Annotated in this window: 18 protein-coding genes; all 18 read left to right on the top strand. The window is 47.0% G+C overall.

Annotated elements, in window-relative coordinates; all coding sequences use genetic code 11:
• The first annotated feature begins 175 nt into the window (after positions 1 to 175).
• The gene (locus tag AC2TF5_RS19890; protein ID WP_208915101.1) at positions 176 to 538 is read left to right on the top strand and encodes a histidine triad nucleotide-binding protein; all 363 of its coding nucleotides are present in this window, start codon (positions 176 to 178) and stop codon (positions 536 to 538) included.
• 163 nt (positions 539 to 701) lie between these two features.
• Positions 702 to 875 (top strand): 30S ribosomal protein S21, encoded by a 174-nt coding sequence (rpsU, locus tag AC2TF5_RS19885; RefSeq protein ID WP_005547957.1) that lies wholly within the window; start codon positions 702 to 704, stop codon positions 873 to 875.
• Positions 876 to 891: 16 nt separating this feature from the next.
• Positions 892 to 1,332, top strand: a complete 441-nt coding sequence (locus AC2TF5_RS19880) for a GatB/YqeY domain-containing protein (RefSeq protein WP_208915100.1) — start codon at positions 892 to 894, stop codon at positions 1,330 to 1,332.
• 207 nt (positions 1,333 to 1,539) lie between these two features.
• On the top strand, positions 1,540 to 2,904 hold the full coding sequence (locus tag AC2TF5_RS19875; RefSeq protein WP_491298882.1) for an NfeD family protein: 1,365 nt from the start codon (positions 1,540 to 1,542) through the stop codon (positions 2,902 to 2,904).
• A gap of 92 nt (positions 2,905 to 2,996) precedes the next feature.
• Positions 2,997 to 4,001: a flotillin-like protein FloA gene (floA, locus tag AC2TF5_RS19870; RefSeq protein WP_491298881.1), complete on the top strand. Its 1,005-nt coding sequence runs from the start codon at positions 2,997 to 2,999 to the stop codon at positions 3,999 to 4,001.
• 18 nt (positions 4,002 to 4,019) lie between these two features.
• Complete coding sequence (locus AC2TF5_RS19865) at positions 4,020 to 4,640, top strand: YqfB family membrane protein (protein WP_491298880.1); 621 nt, start codon at positions 4,020 to 4,022, stop codon at positions 4,638 to 4,640.
• A gap of 240 nt (positions 4,641 to 4,880) precedes the next feature.
• The gene (yqfC, locus tag AC2TF5_RS19860; protein ID WP_491298879.1) at positions 4,881 to 5,174 is read left to right on the top strand and encodes a sporulation protein YqfC; all 294 of its coding nucleotides are present in this window, start codon (positions 4,881 to 4,883) and stop codon (positions 5,172 to 5,174) included.
• Positions 5,171 to 6,364, top strand: coding sequence for a sporulation protein YqfD (gene yqfD / locus AC2TF5_RS19855; RefSeq protein ID WP_491298878.1), 1,194 nt, complete (start codon positions 5,171 to 5,173; stop codon positions 6,362 to 6,364). The genes yqfC and yqfD overlap by 4 nt, the downstream gene beginning before the upstream one ends.
• A gap of 7 nt (positions 6,365 to 6,371) precedes the next feature.
• Positions 6,372 to 7,343, top strand: coding sequence for a PhoH family protein (locus AC2TF5_RS19850; protein ID WP_491298877.1), 972 nt, complete (start codon positions 6,372 to 6,374; stop codon positions 7,341 to 7,343).
• Positions 7,344 to 7,357: 14 nt separating this feature from the next.
• Positions 7,358 to 9,658: an HD family phosphohydrolase gene (locus AC2TF5_RS19845; protein ID WP_491298876.1), complete on the top strand. Its 2,301-nt coding sequence runs from the start codon at positions 7,358 to 7,360 to the stop codon at positions 9,656 to 9,658.
• 2 nt (positions 9,659 to 9,660) lie between these two features.
• Positions 9,661 to 10,158 carry an rRNA maturation RNase YbeY gene (gene ybeY, locus AC2TF5_RS19840; RefSeq protein ID WP_491298875.1) on the top strand — a complete coding sequence of 166 codons (498 nt, stop codon included), beginning with the start codon at positions 9,661 to 9,663 and terminating at the stop codon, positions 10,156 to 10,158.
• The gene (locus AC2TF5_RS19835) at positions 10,158 to 10,559 is read left to right on the top strand and encodes a diacylglycerol kinase family protein (protein WP_491298874.1); all 402 of its coding nucleotides are present in this window, start codon (positions 10,158 to 10,160) and stop codon (positions 10,557 to 10,559) included. Before ybeY ends, AC2TF5_RS19835 begins: the two co-directional genes overlap by 1 nt.
• A gap of 41 nt (positions 10,560 to 10,600) precedes the next feature.
• Positions 10,601 to 11,008, top strand: coding sequence for a cytidine deaminase (locus AC2TF5_RS19830; RefSeq protein ID WP_491298873.1), 408 nt, complete (start codon positions 10,601 to 10,603; stop codon positions 11,006 to 11,008).
• Between the two features lie 66 nt (positions 11,009 to 11,074).
• Positions 11,075 to 11,977, top strand: a complete 903-nt coding sequence (era, locus tag AC2TF5_RS19825; RefSeq protein ID WP_491298872.1) for a GTPase Era — start codon at positions 11,075 to 11,077, stop codon at positions 11,975 to 11,977.
• 156 nt (positions 11,978 to 12,133) lie between these two features.
• Positions 12,134 to 12,274: a YqzL family protein gene (locus tag AC2TF5_RS19820; protein ID WP_208915088.1), complete on the top strand. Its 141-nt coding sequence runs from the start codon at positions 12,134 to 12,136 to the stop codon at positions 12,272 to 12,274.
• A gap of 36 nt (positions 12,275 to 12,310) precedes the next feature.
• Positions 12,311 to 13,066 (top strand): DNA repair protein RecO, encoded by a 756-nt coding sequence (gene recO / locus AC2TF5_RS19815; protein ID WP_491298871.1) that lies wholly within the window; start codon positions 12,311 to 12,313, stop codon positions 13,064 to 13,066.
• A 332-nt stretch (positions 13,067 to 13,398) separates the two neighbouring features.
• Positions 13,399 to 14,286, top strand: coding sequence for a glycine--tRNA ligase subunit alpha (gene glyQ, locus AC2TF5_RS19810; protein WP_208915086.1), 888 nt, complete (start codon positions 13,399 to 13,401; stop codon positions 14,284 to 14,286).
• Complete coding sequence (gene glyS, locus AC2TF5_RS19805) at positions 14,279 to 16,354, top strand: glycine--tRNA ligase subunit beta (protein WP_491298870.1); 2,076 nt, start codon at positions 14,279 to 14,281, stop codon at positions 16,352 to 16,354. The genes glyQ and glyS overlap by 8 nt, the downstream gene beginning before the upstream one ends.
• Positions 16,355 to 16,481 lie beyond the last annotated feature (127 nt).

The following is a 16,481-nucleotide window of genomic DNA, read 5'->3' as shown; positions in this document are numbered from 1 at the left end:
ATAGAAGCACCTCGGCGGACGTATGGATAGGAGATTCCTCTTGTATCATACGCCCGCTTGCTGGACAGCTGAGTTCCAGCTGACCGGGTGCTTCTATTTTTTTTTGCCTTCATTGGACGGATTTATGGGTTTTCTTGTATGATGAGAGCATGATAACCTTAGAGGAGGTACAGTTATGGATAACTGCCTGTTTTGCAAAATTATTAATGGAGATATCCCTTCCAAGAAGGTGTTGGAGAATGATCGGGTGCTCGTGTTTCATGATATTCAGCCGGCCGCTCCGGTTCACGTGCTGATCATACCCAAAAAACACATCGCTTCAATGAACGATGTTCAAGCGGCAGATTTGGAACTGATTGGCGACATTCACAAGGCGGCACAAGAGGCTGCTGCTGAACTGGGAATCGCGGAGAGCGGTTATCGCCTAATCAATAACTGTGGACGCGACGGCGAACAAACCGTCCATCATTTACATTATCATTTGCTCGGAGGAGCACGTCTTGGAGCCCTGACAGGGATCTCTTCTTCCCATGCTTAACCATCATAGGGCGGCGATTTCATAATATAGAATACATATTGCCTTTGAAGCTTTTTAAAAATGAGCTGTCAAGGTTGACACCTTATTTCTGTTTGCCCTATAATGAAGAATGATGAACCGTGTTATTGCTCTTGGACGGTCTGGTCGGAGGGAGGGAAAACTGGTGTCTGAAACGAAAGTTCGCAAAAACGAGACAATTGATGCTGCACTTCGTCGCTTCAAACGTTCCATTGCTAAAGATGGCGTCTTGGCTGAAGTGAAGAAACGCAAGCATTATGAAAAGCCAAGCGTAAAGCGCAAGAAAAAGTCCGAGGCTGCTCGTAAGAGAAAGTTTTAGGGGGATATGAACTAGCATGAATCTTAGCGAACGATTGAACGAAGATATGAAGCAAGCGATGAAGAGTAAGGACAAGTTCAAACTCTCCAATATTCGAATGGTTCGTTCGACGATTAAAAATCTTGAAATAGATTTGAAAAGAAGTTTGGATGACAACGAAGTGCTTGATATTATTAGTCGTGAGATCAAACAGCGCAAAGATGCCCTCCAAGATTTTGAAAAAGCAGGTCGTGACGATCTTGTCGCAAATGCGAAAGCAGAAATTGATTTTCTTAGCGCCTACCTCCCGGAACAGCTTTCTGAAGAAGAAATTAAAGTCATTGTACAGCAGACCATCCAGGAAACCGGTGCTTCTTCAAAAGCCGAGATGGGTAAAGTAATGAGCGCTCTCATGCCGAAAGTTAAAGGGCGTGCAGACGGAAAGCTTGTCAACCAAGTTGTTCAACAATTTCTGTAACAACATAAGCGGAACACTCCTTGATTTATCAAGGGGTGTTTTTTCGTATATACACTCATAAATTTTGAAACCGAATACAAGTTTATTCGTAGTAACTACCATAAGTCGGGATGCTGATACATAAGTTATCCCGAGGTGGTTCGCATCGGTTATAATATCGGTATATGCGTATTACTGACATAATATGTCGTAAAGGAGGGGGATATAATGGGTAAGGGAGAATTTTGGGGTAGGCGCTTTTGGGCGTTTGCAGGAGTACTAACACTGATACTAATGTCTGTGGGTATGTACGTCATTCCTGTAAAGTCAGCTGCGGCCGCTAACATTGGTTCAGTGTATGTCATCCCGGTTGAGCAGAAGATCGAGCGTGGATTGACCAGCTTCATGGAACGAGGTTTCAAAGAAGCCGAAGAGATGGAAGCGGGATTAATCGTGCTTGAGATTAATACGCCTGGCGGTCGCGTGGATCAAGCTGGCGAAATTGCCAATTTGATAAAGAGCACTAAAATTCCTACAGTTGCTTATGTTCGTGGGGATGCTGCATCGGCCGGAAGTTACATTGCACTTAACGCGGATAAGATTGCAATGGCACCGGGAAGTATGATTGGTGCCGCGTATATGGTAGACGGTAGGGGTAATCGTGTTGAAGACGCCAAGATGGTCGCCTGGTGGAAGAGCAAGATGGCGAGTGCTGCAGAGGCTAATGGACGTAAAACCGATATCGCCGAGGGAATGGCTGATATTAATATGAAGGTGGAAATGCCTGAAATCGGAAAGACCAAAAAGTCGGGCGAGATTATTGCACTATCGGCAGACGAAGCTTTAAAGGTGGGTTATGCGGATAAGAAAGCCGACAGCACGAATGAGGTCATTGAATGGATGGGTTATTCTACAAATGATCTGTTTCATATGGAACAAACCTTCTCAGAGAAGCTGGCAACGTTTCTGACGCACCCTGTCGTGATGACACTCTTGCTCTTTATAGGTATCGCCGGGGTTATCATTGAAGTCATAGTACCTGGCTTCGGAGTACCTGGTATATTGGGTACGGCAGCTTTCGTGCTCTATTTCTTTGGTAACTCTGTTGCCGGATTTGCTGGATCGGAAACCTGGCTGCTGTTTATTATCGGTATCGGCCTGCTTGTGATGGAACTGTTTGTGCCAAGCTTTGGTATATTGGGGGTTGTTGGTTCAGGCAGCCTGATCTTTGGCGTAGTACGCGCGGCATACAGTACATCACATGTGGCGCTTTCTTTGGGAATAGCAGTTGCCTGCGCGCTGGTAGCCATTGTAGTTGTTGCACTGGTGTTTAAAGAGCGGGGAATATGGAAGAAATTCATATTAAGTGAAAGCCTCACGAAGGAGCAGGGATACATTCCTGTACAGGATCGGGATGTGCTGATTGGACTTGTCGGTAGAAGTATTACACCACTTCGGCCATCCGGAACAGTTGAGCTTGACGGACACCGCATTGATGTGGTTACTGATGGAAGTTTTATTGATTCCGGCCGTCCTGTTCGTGTCGTGAAAACCGACGGAACCCGGATTGTAGTTGAAGAAACAATGGAGTAAGACAGTAGTAAAAATAGGTATTTAGTTGATTAACCTGCTTTATTTGGTAAGATGGACATAACAAATATTTAGTATGGAGGATGATGTGTTAGATGGATAGTTCTTTAATTACCATTCTACTGATCGGGGTCGTAGCGATCATCGTACTGAGCGTGTTTTTCAGCTTCTTCCCGCTGATGCTCTGGATCTCGGCTATTGCTTCCGGTGTTCGTGTCGGAATTATTACGCTGGTGGCCATGCGACTGCGTCGTGTAACCCCAAGTCGTATCGTGAATCCGCTCATCAAGGCAACGAAAGCCGGTTTGGGATTGAATATTAACCAGCTGGAAAGTCACTACTTGGCGGGAGGTAACGTGGACCGCGTTGTTAATGCGCTGATCGCAGCGCAGCGTGCAAACATTCCGCTTGAATTCGAACGTGCTGCTGCGATTGACCTCGCAGGACGTGACGTGCTTCAAGCCGTACAGATGAGTGTAAACCCTCGTGTTATCGAGACGCCTACCGTTGCGGCTGTTGCCAAAGACGGTATTGAAGTGAAAGTTAAAGCTCGGGTTACCGTTCGCGCGAATATCGATCGCCTCGTCGGTGGTGCGGGTGAAGAGACAATTATTGCCCGTGTCGGTGAAGGTATCGTTACTACGGTTGGTTCCTCAGCGTCTCATAAAGACGTATTAGAGAATCCAGATCTTATTTCTAGAACTGTTCTGTCCAAAGGGCTGGATGCTGGTACAGCATTCGAAATTCTGTCAATTGACATCGCGGACGTAGATGTAGGCAAGAACATTGGTGCTTACCTGCAAACCGAGCAAGCTGAAGCCGATAAGCGGATTGCTCAGGCAAAAGCGGAAGAGCGTCGTGCAATGGCTGTTGCGCAAGAGCAGGAAATGAAAGCAAAAGTTGTGGAAATGAGAGCGCGCGTGGTTGAATCCGAATCCCAAGTACCTTTGGCTATGGCTGAAGCACTTAGAAGCGGCAAACTTGGTGTTATGGATTATATGAATCTTAAAAATATTGAAGCGGATACCCAAATGAGAGGTTCCCTTGGCAAGATGAGCGAGAATTCGGACGGACCGGACACTCCTAAAAATAACAAGTAGAGATGAGGCGAGCCACTGATGGAATGGATTCTTGATAATATATACATCGTGGCGGTTATTGTTTTCTTTATCCTCTCCTCGCTTGGTAAATTAGGCAAGGGCAGTAATGAAAACAAGCCGAACCGGATGCCTACCTTCGGAGGAGGGGGGGATTCAGCCGAACAGGGGCCAAGATCAGCTAAGGCAGCACGCCCAGGACAGCAGGTTCGGCGCGTTCAGTCGCGGCCCGGTACAGAAGTTCCGACGGGTCAGGCAGCCGATAAGCGGTCAAACGATCAGTTCGATGACGATGAAAATGAGGAGTTTAACACGTACTACGAAGAACGGGAGAGAACTTACGAGTCTTCTGCTGATTTTGAATCTCGGTATGATGTTCTGTCGGAATTGGATGATCCTCACACGGCCAGAGACAGCATGGAGCAGCGCAAGCGAAACATGCAGGCAGAGCTGGACCAGATCCATAAACAACTGGATAGAATGACCTCACACATACCAGAATCATTGGTTGAGGTTACAGATACCGGTGGTAAATCGCAGCGAAATGAGTCGAATCTTGCTGATCAGGCTAGAAAAGGAGTTATTTGGTCCGAAATTCTGGGGCCTCCCCGCTCCAAAAGACCTATGGGACGCCGTCATTAGGGGAATCTGAGGATATTAGACGGCAATAAAAGTATGAACACGAAGACCGCTTTCGTCATTGACGAAAGCGGTCTTTTTTGCATTGGAATTAACCTAAAATCTTTGAGCGCCTACCCACGTGTTCGCTGAAAGCGTGTATGAATATCTTCCATTTCAACGGTTCGAGAAGCCGTTCAACTTGCATAAAAAGGGCTTACTGCTCATAAGGTGTACAGTACAGGAAGGGGGGAAGGCCTTCATATGTCCCGCATCAGCCGCAAGCTGCAAAAATGGACTCAGGAAATGCTCGACTTGCCGCAGGATCTATTGTTCGACTTGCCGCGGTTGACCCTGATCGGCAATAAAGAGCTGCATATCGAAAACCACCGCGGTGTCCGCCATTTTTCCGCGGATAAGCTTATATTGTCTCTTAACCAGGGCTCTATGGAAATAACGGGATCTGGTCTCTCCATCCGAGCAATTCAGAGTAGTGAAGTAACGATTGAAGGCACGATTAATAATATCCAATACATAGGAACGGGGGAGAGACCGTGAACATACCGACAATGATATTTTTACGTGGTTATTTAAAGCTTACGGTGCGTGGGGAGCATGTAGAAGCATTTATTAATGCATTGGCGGAGGCGGGAACTCCGGTTTGGGATGTAAGACCAACAGGGACGCATTCCGCAGAGTTCAAACTGCTACTTATCGATTTCAAGGGGCTGCGCCCTTTGTTAAAGCGGACAGGCTGCAGAACTCGCATCCTTGAACGGTACGGCTTGCCGTTCCGTGCTTTACGGTTGCTGAAACGCAAAGTGTTTGTGGTTGGAGTGGTCATGTTTTTTGCGATCCTTATGGTTTTATCCTCTATGGTATGGAACGTGAGTGTAGAAGGGAATAAGACCATAGCTTCCGAGGACGTACTGGAGGTAGCGAAACAGGAAGGGTTATACCCTTATCAATGGATTTTCAGACTGAAATCACTGGACAAGCTTTCTACTAATCTGACGACCCGTTTACCCGGAACCTCGTGGGTTGGTGTGGAGAGAAATGGTACGAGCATCCGGATTCAGGTTGTCGAGGCATCGGTTCCCAAAAAGCCTGAGCTGTTAAGCCCGCGGCATCTTGTAAGCACCAGTGATGCCGTGATTACTCATATTTACGCAGAGAAGGGTATCCCGAAGGTTCAGATCAATTCTCGGGTGAAGAAAGGAGATATCTTGATTTCGGGTATTTTAGGGGATGAGGAGAATGCGAAATCCGTTGTTGCTAAAGGGGAAGTGAAGGGGCTTGTATGGCATGAATATCAGATCGAAGTGCCCCTTGTGAAAAAACGGAAAATATATACCGGTGAAGCATCCAAAAAGTCTTACTTGGTCCTTGGAAATCGTGCTGTTCAGTTGTGGGGGTACGGGGATGTTCCGTTCGAGAAACATGAGACGCTGACAATGTATGATCCGCTAACATGGCGCTCGCGAGCACTTCCGATCGGCTGGATGACCGAAAAGGTGATGGAGGTAAGTGAGAGCAGTCAAACTGTGACAGAGGAAGAAGCCAAGAAAGAAGGATTAGAGGGCGCATATCGGGATATTTTGGCTAAATACGGTTCAGAAACCAGGCTGGTGAGCCAAAAAATTTTGCATGATAAGAAAGAGAATGGTAAAGTTTATATGAAAGTACTTTTTGAGGTGGAAGAGACCATCGCAAAAGAACTTCCCATAGTATACAATCAAGGAGAATGAGGCTAATTTGTCACAGCAAACGACCAGCATTCAGATTTATTTGCAAAGCGCGTCTGAAGGACTCTCTTTGTTCGGACCGCAGGATTCTTTTTTAAAGATTATCGAATCGGAAATTCCCGCCAGGATCGCTTCAAGAGAAGCCATTATCAATATCTCCGGTGAGCAGCGTCATGTGGAAAGTCTTCAGCAGCTGTTTGATGTTCTGCTTCAGCTTGTTCGCAATGGCTATATCCTGACCGAGAGAGATGTCCTTTATGCGGTTGATTTGGCAAAGGATCTGCGTGCTGATCAGCTGTTGGATCTGTATAAAGGTGAGATCACGACGACGTTCCGGGGTAAACCGATTCGAGTGAAGACGATCGGACAGAAACATTACGTTACCAGTATTAAGAAAAAAGATGTCGTGTTTGGCATCGGACCGGCAGGTACAGGGAAAACCTACCTTGCTGTAGTATTGGCAGTAACTGCGCTTAAGGAAGGCACGGTGAAACGGATTATTCTTACTCGCCCGGCAGTCGAAGCTGGTGAAAGCCTTGGTTTTCTTCCAGGCGATCTTCAGGAAAAGGTCGATCCATATCTAAGACCCCTATATGATGCGCTGCACGATGTTATGGGACCGGATCAAGTAGTGAAAGCTCTTGAAAGAGGGCTGATTGAGATTGCGCCGCTTGCTTATATGCGGGGACGGACGCTGGACGATTCATTTATTATTTTGGATGAAGCTCAGAATACGACGCCTGAGCAGATGAAGATGTTTTTGACACGGCTCGGTTTTGGATCAAAAATGGTCATAACGGGAGACGTAACCCAGATTGACCTGCCAAGGGGTAAAAAATCAGGTTTGGTCGAAGCGAAAACCATCCTGAACGAGATTGATGATATCGGATTCGTCTACTTTGCGGAGCAGGACGTTGTACGGCACTCTTTAGTACAAAAAATCATCGTTGCATATGACAAAGCTGCAGAAAACCAAGATTAAAGGGGATTGTCGCTATGGCCTCCAAAGAACCATCGACAGACAAGTCCATATCTGTTAAAAACTACGGTTGGAAATATAGCGTGGCGACACGCTATATTCTGTTTTTATTGCTTGCGCTACTCTTTTATATCAGTCTCTCGGTAAAGCTGCTCCCTGAACGTTATGATATTCAGGTTGGTACGCGCAGTGAGAAGAGCATTGCTGCCCCTGTGCAAATTGAGGACAACAAGGCGACTCTGAAAGCCCAGGAAGAGGCAGCCGAGCGGGTACAGCCCATATATACATATATACCGCTGCGCAATGATGTGTTGGTTACCCAACTGTTTGAGCGCATTGACCGTTTGAATCAGGATGAGGTTTCCGTGCAGGACAAGATCGCGATCTACCGGCAGGAAATCCCGCAGCGCGTTGATGATTTCGTGAGTAACTTTATTGCAAGCAACAAAGGCACCGAAACGTATCCACCCGAGCTGCTTGAAGAAATGAAGAAGGTTATTGATCAACAGGCTTACCGCATACCGGAAGAGACATTTATCAAAATTCCGAGGCTAAATCCTGATGATATAACCCAGATAAAGTCGGTAGCGAGGGATATCGTATCACGTCTGATGAATGAGATTGTGGATGCGCAGACAGCCAGAGCTAAGGTAGCTGAGCTTGTTAGTGCTAGCAAGCTCAATGACCGAACTTCAAGAGAAGTTGTTCAGGAACTTGCACGTGCATCCATCACGGCCAACAAGTTTTATAACGAAGTGGCTACCAAGGAAGCCAAGGTTGCGGAACGGGAAAATACGCCGCCTGTGTTTATCAAGCAAGGTGATGTTCTTGTTGAGAAGGGTCAACTTATAACGCCTGAGCTGTATGAACTGCTCGGTAAAAACGGGCTGCTCAAGGATGAGGTTAACTATTGGCCTGAGCTGGGCATTCTGCTGTTTTCCATCTTGCTATCACTTGGAATCCTGATGTTTATCCGTCAGTCGGATATGAATATGTTCAAGTATAATAATTCCCAAGTTCTTATGATGGTGCTGATCTATGTCATTACGCTAATCTCTATGCATCTGGCTGGAGTTCTGCAAAGTGAGGCGCGTACGTACATCGGTTATTTAGCGCCGGTTGCGATCGGGGTTATACTGGTGACACTGCTTTTGGACATGCATTTGGCTTACTTTAGTGCGATCATATTCAGTATTATGGCGAGTGTCATACTGAATGTGGACAAAGGTGAAGTGTTCGATTTCAGCTTCGGATTTTTTGCCATAGTGACATCCTGTGTGGCAATCTTTTCGATTCACCGGGCTAGTCAGCGTTCCACCTTGCTTAAGGGTGGGATTATGGTCTCACTGTTCGGGGCAATGTCGGTTCTGATCATGATGCTGATTCAGGATTCCTCTTGGACTAGAGTAGAATCTTTATATGCTTTAGCGTTTGCGATTGCCGGCGGCATTCTGACAGCCGTGCTCGTTATTGGTCTGATGCCGTTCTTCGAGGTTACCTTTGGTATTCTTTCGCCGCTTAAGCTTGTGGAGCTGTCGAACCCGAACCATCCGCTACTTCGAAAGTTGCTGACGGAAACGCCAGGAACCTATCACCACAGTGTTATGGTTGGTAACCTGTCAGAAGCAGCGGCTGAAGCAATCGGGGCTGACGGATTGTTATGCCGAGTGGGATCCTATTATCATGATGTCGGCAAAACAAAGCGTCCTATTTACTTTATTGAGAACCAGAACAACATGGAAAATCCTCATGATTCCATTGATCCCAAGCTGAGCAAGTCAATTATTGTGGCTCATGCTCGGGATGGCGTGGAAATGCAAAAGGATTATCAGCTACCTAAGCCGATCCGTGATATTGCAGAACAGCATCATGGGACAACGTTTTTACACTTTTTTTACCACAAGGCACTTCGGCAGGCTGAGGAGCAGGGAATTGAACCAGATTTCACTGAGGATGATTTCCGCTATCCGGGACCGAAGGCACAGTCTAAAGAAGCGGCCGTTGTTGGAATTGCTGACAGTGTAGAGGCCGCAGTTCGTTCTCTGCGAAAGCCAACGGTGGATCAAGTGGAATCAATGATCGAGAAGATCATTAAAAGCCGTTTGGATGACCATCAATTTAATGAGTGCGATCTGACGATGAAAGAACTCGATATTATTGCCAAGACGTTGAAGGAAACCGTCATGGGTATTTTCCACTCCCGGATTGAATATCCAGAGGAGATTAAGAAGCCGAAGCAGGACAGTTTGCCAAAACAACAAGAACCGGCGGATTCCGGAAATTCGGACTCCAAAGAAGACAAAAGAAGGAGCATTTGAGGATGAGTCTGCAGCTGGTATGGAACAATGAACAAGAGGATTTTGTCATTTCTGATGAACTGATCTCTCTTCTCGAACGGATTCTGCAACAAGCTGGAACGGTCGAAGGGATAACAGAAGGTGAGGTAGACCTCACCTTTGTTGACGACGGTCAGATTCATGAACTGAATAAGGAATACCGTGGAATTGACCGGCCGACAGATGTTCTATCTTTTGCTATGAATGAGGAGACGGACGAAGAGCTTCAGATCATTTACGAACTGGATGACGAAAATGAGCTCGGAGACGTGCCTGATGTACTGGGAGATATTATTATCTCTGTTCCGCGGGCTAAGCTACAAAGTGAGGAATACGGCCATTCACTGGAACGTGAGCTAGGCTTTCTGTTCGTTCATGGCTTCTTGCATTTGCTAGGGTACGATCATCAGGATGAGGCAAGTGAAGCCGTTATGATGGGGAAACAAGAAGCGGTTCTAGCTGAAGTGGGGTTGACCCGTTAGTGAAACCGCAAAGGTCTTCCCTACGGTCCACCTTCAATTATGCAGTTCAAGGCATCATTCACGCCTTTAAAGCCGAAAGAAACATGAAGATTCATACAGCAGCTGCTGTTGTAGTATTTACAGCCGCGGCTCTGTTGGGGCTGACACCAGTACGTTGGTTGTTTCTGGGGCTTGCCGTAACCTTAGTTATTACGGCGGAATTGATAAATACAGCGGTGGAAGCTGTGGTTGACTTGGTATCTCCTAACGTTCATCCCTTGGCCCGTATTGCCAAGGATACAGCCGCAGGGGCGGTGTTGATTACCGCTCTGTTTGCTGTAGTTGTCGGGATCATGGTATTTTATGAGCCGATCATATCCTGGATTGGATCTATCGGCAGCGGTTTTGATCATTCACAATAATGGGTATAGAACAACGATTTCGATTCTCAGGAGGGATTGTCATGGACACAAGAGCATTGATGCAGGAAGCGATTAAGGCACGCGCGCGGGCCTACATTCCTTATTCGAATTTCGGTGTTGGCGCGGCTCTGTTGGATATTAACGGTGAAGTTCACCATGGCTGCAATGTTGAAAACGCAGCTTACGGACCGACAAACTGCGCAGAGCGAACCGCACTGTTTCGGGCGATTGCTGACGGACATAAGCCAGGTAGCTTCCAAGCGATTGCCGTGGTAGGGGATACCGAAGGACCTTGTGCTCCATGCGGCGTATGCCGGCAGGTGCTGGTGGAGTTGTGCAAGCCTGACATGAAGGTTATCCTGGGCAATATGAAGGGCGATATCCAGGAGACGACTGTGGGGGAACTGCTGCCTGGGGCGTTTGGTCCTTGGAATTTGGAATCTAAGTAACATGTAATACTAGTAACTCGCAATACAAGCTGCAGAAACAATAGAGGAACTATCGCGGAGGAATATATGCAGAAAAAAACGTTTAAATCGGGTTTTGTAGCTATTATCGGTCGGCCCAACGTCGGTAAATCGACGCTTATGAATCAGGTGATTGGTCAGAAGATCGCCATCATGTCGGATAAGCCACAGACAACTCGCAATAAAATACACGGGGTATATACGACAAACGATTCACAGGTCGTATTTTTGGACACACCCGGGATTCATAAACGCCAATCTAAACTCGGGGACTATATGAATCAGACCGCGCTTGGAACATTGGGCGAGGTGGAGGCAGTGCTGTTCCTGGTGGATGCTTCAGAAGGCTTTGGCGGGGGTGACCGCTTTATCGCCGAGCAGCTGAAGCAGATCCGTACACCGGTAATTCTCGTCATGAACAAAATTGATAAAATTGAACCGACGGCTCTGCTGCCGCTAATTGAAGAATATCGGAAGCTGCTTGATTTTGCGGAAATTGTACCGATCTCGGCCAAAATGGGCAACAATGTAAATACACTGCTGGATCAGATCCAGAAGTATTTACCACCGGGCCCACAGTATTATCCTGAGGATCAGGTAACGGATCATCCGGAGCAGTTCGTCTGCGCCGAATTGATTCGCGAGAAAATACTGCATATGACCCGGGAAGAGGTACCTCATTCTATTGCTGTCACCATTGAAGATATGCGTGTGGAGGAGAATGGAACGGTTCATATATCTGCTGTTATTTTTGTGGAGCGTGATTCTCAAAAAGGAATTATTATCGGAAAGCAAGGCTCATTGTTGAAGGAAGTTGGCCGACAGGCACGTCAGGACATCCAGCGATTGCTTGGCTCCAAAATTTTCCTTGAGTTGTGGGTGAAAGTTAAAAAAGACTGGCGTAACCAAGAGCGCGTTCTTCGGGATCTCGGGTTTCATCGCGGAAAATAATCATACTCAGTATATTGAGTGCGTGTCATGATTATAATTGAGCTGCTGTTATCGTACTTGGACTCCTGCCAACAATTGCAAATCATAAATCCAGTGTCAAAGCACATCCTATTCTTGTAGATGCAGACGCCATTTCCGAAGAAAGGATGAATACGAATGCGAGATTTTTCGTGGAAGTATTTTGCAATGACTGGAGATGTCGATGCTTATTTGTTGTATAAGGAGTCCGATGGCAGTACGGAACTCGCAAGCACGACCGCAGAAGAAGAGGCTGTAGAATATGAAGAGAACGAATGATATTTGGCTGCTTCAGGAATGGTTGGGGGATAAGGCATGCTACACAGGGCGGAAGGGATCGTCATCCGCAGCATGGACTACGGTGAAGGGAACAAGATCATTACACTTTGCACCGAAAAATCAGGCAAAGTAGGGGTTCTGGTCCGTGGAGCGAAGAAAATAAAGAGCCGTCATGCTGCTCTGACACAGCCCTTCACTTATGGAGAATACGTGTTTTTTAGGAATGGAACCGGGCTTGGAACATTAAATACCGGAGAGATTATTGAGTCTCATCACATTCTCCGGGAGGATCTCATGAAAGCTGCCTACTCCTCATATGCCTGCGAGCTGCTTGATCGGGTGCTTCAGGATGAGGAGACGGGTGCTTTTTGGTTTCATCAGTTGAAAGCTTGTCTTACGGCACTTCAGGAAGATAAGGATATACAAATAATAATCAATCTGTACGAAATGAAAATACTACAGGCAGCCGGTTATGGCCCGGAATTGGACGTCTGCATCTCTTGCGGTCAGGAGAGGGCTGACGAAGAGATGTTAGTCAGTCCAAGGCTTGGAGGTGTTCTGTGCCGGCGCTGCAAGCATCTGGACCCTCCGGCTATGTCCGTATCTCCCAAGACGTTGAAGCTGCTTCGGGTGTTTGCTCGACTTGATCTCAGAAGGCTGGGTAATATTGATGTAAAGGACACCACCAAGGCAGAACTTAAAGCGATCATGAGAGCGCTGATGGATATGCAGCTCGGTTTACGGTTAAAGTCGCAAAACTTTCTCGATCAAATGGACAAATACGACATTTGACGTCCGGAAAAAAATTAGGTATCATATGTTAAAGTTTCTAATTTGAATATTGACATGCGTTGAACGGAAAAGTAATGGGTTTTGGTCCAATTTTTACAGCGAGCTGGTGATAGTGGGAGTCCGGCGGAAGAAATCCATGAACATGGCCTCCGGGAGCATGCTGTACGTGATAAAGTGGGTCCTTATTGGGACCAAGTAGGGTGGAACCGCGGGAAGCTACAGCTCTCGTCCCTATGTCTGTACAACAGACATAGGGCGAGAGCTTTTTTGTTGTGCAGAGCGAATACAGAGACGAAATAGGATTTAAAAACGGTGTGAAGGAGCTAAATGTCATGAATTTTCAGCAAATGATTTTGACGCTGCAGCAATTTTGGGCGGAACAGAATTGTATTATCGTACAACCGTACGACACGGAAAAAGGCGCAGGAACAATGAATCCGATGACCTACCTGCGATCAATTGGACCGGAGCCGTGGAATGTAGCTTATGTGGAGCCTTCCCGCCGCCCGGCGGATGGACGATACGGAGAAAATCCAAACCGATTGTACCAGCATCATCAGTTCCAGGTCATCATCAAGCCGTCTCCGGACAATATCCAAGAGCTCTACCTGGAAAGTTTGAAGCGTCTCGGTATTGAACCGCTGGATCATGATATCCGCTTTGTAGAGGATAACTGGGAAGCGCCAACGCTGGGCGCTTGGGGGCTTGGCTGGGAAGTATGGCTTGATGGTATGGAAATTACACAATTTACGTACTTCCAGCAGGTCGGAGGCATAGACGCGAACCCGGTAGCTGTGGAAATCACTTACGGTATGGAACGCTTGGCATCCTATATCCAGGACAAAGAAAATGTGTTTGATCTGGAATGGGTTGACGGAATTACGTATGGTGACGTGTTCAAGCAACCGGAATTTGAGCATTCCAAGTATACCTTTGAGGTATCCGATGTGAAGATGCTGTTCACGCTGTTCAACATGTATGAGGAAGAGGCCAACAAGGCGATGAGCCAGCATTTGGTGTTTCCGGCATACGACTATGTTTTGAAATGTTCTCATACGTTCAACCTGCTTGATGCCCGTGGCGCGATCAGTGTGACGGAGAGAACGGGTTACATTATGCGTGTCCGGAATCTGGCCCGCCAAGTGGCAGCTACTTATTTGGAAGAACGTGAAAAGCTTGGATTCCCGCTGATTAAGAAAGGAGGCGCTGATCGTGGCTAAGGATTTATTGTTTGAAATCGGACTGGAAGAAGTACCTGCGCGTTTTCTACGTACGGCGATGGAGCAGCTGGAAGATAGAACGGTCAAGTGGTTAGAAGCATCCCGGGTTGCATTCGGTGAAGTGAAGTCGTATGCGACGCCGCGCCGACTGGCTGTACTTGTAAAGGATGTAGCGGAGAAACAGACGGACGTTAGTGAGGAAGTCAAAGGACCTTCGCGTAAGATTGCGCTGGATGAGAACGAAAATTGGAGCAAAGCGGCACTTGGTTTTGCGCGCAGCCAGGGTGTTGAACCCGACAGCTTTACGTTTAAGGAGCTGGGAGGCGTTGAGTATATCTACGTAACGAAGAACAGTATCGGCGTGAAGACCTCTGAGATTTTGGCTGAAGGATTGAACGGCATTCTCACCTCGATGACATTCCCTAAGAACATGAGATGGGGCCAATATGAATTCAAATTCGTCCGTCCTATCAAGTGGATTGTCGCGCTGCTCGGTTCTGATGTGATTGACATGGAGATTACGGGAGTAAAGTCCGGCAATGTAACGAGAGGCCACCGATTCCTTGGCGGCGAAGCCGTCATTCCGGAAGCTTCGGCTTATGTGGATGTGCTTAGAGGTCAGCATGTCATCGTTGATGTAAAGGAACGTCAAGAGATGATCGTATCCCAAATCAACGCTCTCGCTCAGGAAAAAGATTGGAATATAGCCGTAAAGGAAGATTTGCTGGAAGAAGTTCTGTTCTTGGTTGAAACGCCGACGGTACTGTTCGGTACTTTCGATCCATCGTTCCTTCAAATTCCGCAGGATGTTCTCATTACGTCCATGCGCGAGCATCAGCGTTACTTCCCTGTTCTAAATAAACAAGGCCAGCTGCTTCCGTACTTTGTTACAGTCCGCAGCGGTGACAGCCGTTCCCTTGACGTTATTGCTAAGGGGAATGAAAAGGTACTGCGTGCCCGCTTGTCTGACGCCAAGTTTTTCTACGAAGAGGATCAGAAGCTGCAAATTAAGGAGGCTCTCTCCAAGCTTGAAAGCATCGTGTTCCATGAGGAGCTGGGAACGATCGGTGATAAAGTCCGCCGGATCGGCCGCATAGCCGACAGCCTTGCTGTAAAATTGGCTGTACCTGCGGAGGCAGCCGACTCGGTCAGCCGTGCTGCAGATATTTGCAAATTTGATCTGGTAACCCAAATGGTTTATGAGTTTCCTGAACTCCAAGGTGTTATGGGTGAAGACTATGCGCGTAAGGCTGGAGAGAAGGAGAGCGTAGCGAAAGCCGTGTTTGAGCATTATCAACCGCGCTTTGCAGGAGATGCTGTGCCTTCCACTCACGTAGGATCAATCATTAGCATAGCCGATAAAATCGATACGATTGTAGGCTGCTTCTCGATAGGTATCATTCCTACAGGTTCTCAAGATCCATATGCTCTGCGCCGTCAAGCACAGGGAATTGTACAGATTATTCTGGAGCACAAACTGCCTGTTACGTTGTCCGATGTGTTTGGAATTGCCCTTTCTGTCCATGAAGATATTCGTGTGCTGAAACGCTCAAGCGATGAAATACGCAAAGATCTTTATGAATTCTTCAATCTGCGTGTTAAGAAGCTTTTGTCTGAGGAACAAAGATATGATGTCGTGGATGCCGTTATCTCGGCGGGATTTGATAATGTCGTTTCGGTTGTATCACGTGGGAATGCACTTATGGATGCAATCAATAGCACAGACGATTTCAAAACCATTGTGGAATCCTTTAACCGGGTAAGCAATTTGGCTGCTAAAGCCGGAAAAATTGCCGTTAATCCAGGTTTGTTCACAGAAGCAGAAGAGAGCAAGCTTCACGAGGCATGGCTGGCAATCCGTCAGCCATATGAGGTCGCTATGACAGAGTCAAACGGTGAGCGTGCCTTGTCCCTGCTCAGCGGACTTAAGGAGCGAATCACGGGATTCTTTGATTCCGTTATGGTTATGGCCGAGGATGAAGCAGTAAAGGCAAACCGCTTGGCTCTCCTGTCCGGTATAGACAGAGATTTGAAGCGTTATGCTGATTTTGCCAAACTGGTGTGGTAGTTGCAGTATGACTGCTAAGTCTTGCTTGATTTCCAGTAATAGCTAATGGAGCAGAACTGAAGATTGAATGTGTTAATTGACGAAAGCGGGGCCTTTATGAGAGGGCGGCCGCTTTCGTTATTCCTTG

It is taken from the genome of Paenibacillus sp. JNUCC 34 (genome assembly GCF_058269055.1).
This window is presented reverse-complemented; position numbering and strand designations above follow the sequence as displayed.

Excerpts from the sequence above, each read along its gene's own strand:
- AC2TF5_RS19890 (WP_208915101.1), top strand. The coding sequence starts at position 176 with ATGGATAACTGCCTGTTTTGCAAAATTATTAATGGAGATATCCCTTCC.
- AC2TF5_RS19880 (WP_208915100.1), top strand. The coding sequence starts at position 892 with ATGAATCTTAGCGAACGATTGAACGAAGATATGAAGCAAGCGATGAAG.
- AC2TF5_RS19875 (WP_491298882.1), top strand. The coding sequence starts at position 1,540 with ATGGGTAAGGGAGAATTTTGGGGTAGGCGCTTTTGGGCGTTTGCAGGA.
- floA (WP_491298881.1), top strand. The coding sequence starts at position 2,997 with ATGGATAGTTCTTTAATTACCATTCTACTGATCGGGGTCGTAGCGATC.
- AC2TF5_RS19865 (WP_491298880.1), top strand. The coding sequence starts at position 4,020 with ATGGAATGGATTCTTGATAATATATACATCGTGGCGGTTATTGTTTTC.
- yqfC (WP_491298879.1), top strand. The coding sequence starts at position 4,881 with ATGTCCCGCATCAGCCGCAAGCTGCAAAAATGGACTCAGGAAATGCTC.
- AC2TF5_RS19845 (WP_491298876.1), top strand. The coding sequence starts at position 7,358 with ATGGCCTCCAAAGAACCATCGACAGACAAGTCCATATCTGTTAAAAAC.
- ybeY (WP_491298875.1), top strand. The coding sequence starts at position 9,661 with ATGAGTCTGCAGCTGGTATGGAACAATGAACAAGAGGATTTTGTCATT.
- AC2TF5_RS19830 (WP_491298873.1), top strand. The coding sequence starts at position 10,601 with ATGGACACAAGAGCATTGATGCAGGAAGCGATTAAGGCACGCGCGCGG.
- era (WP_491298872.1), top strand. The coding sequence starts at position 11,075 with ATGCAGAAAAAAACGTTTAAATCGGGTTTTGTAGCTATTATCGGTCGG.
- AC2TF5_RS19820 (WP_208915088.1), top strand. The coding sequence starts at position 12,134 with ATGCGAGATTTTTCGTGGAAGTATTTTGCAATGACTGGAGATGTCGAT.
- recO (WP_491298871.1), top strand. The coding sequence starts at position 12,311 with ATGCTACACAGGGCGGAAGGGATCGTCATCCGCAGCATGGACTACGGT.
- glyQ (WP_208915086.1), top strand. The coding sequence starts at position 13,399 with ATGAATTTTCAGCAAATGATTTTGACGCTGCAGCAATTTTGGGCGGAA.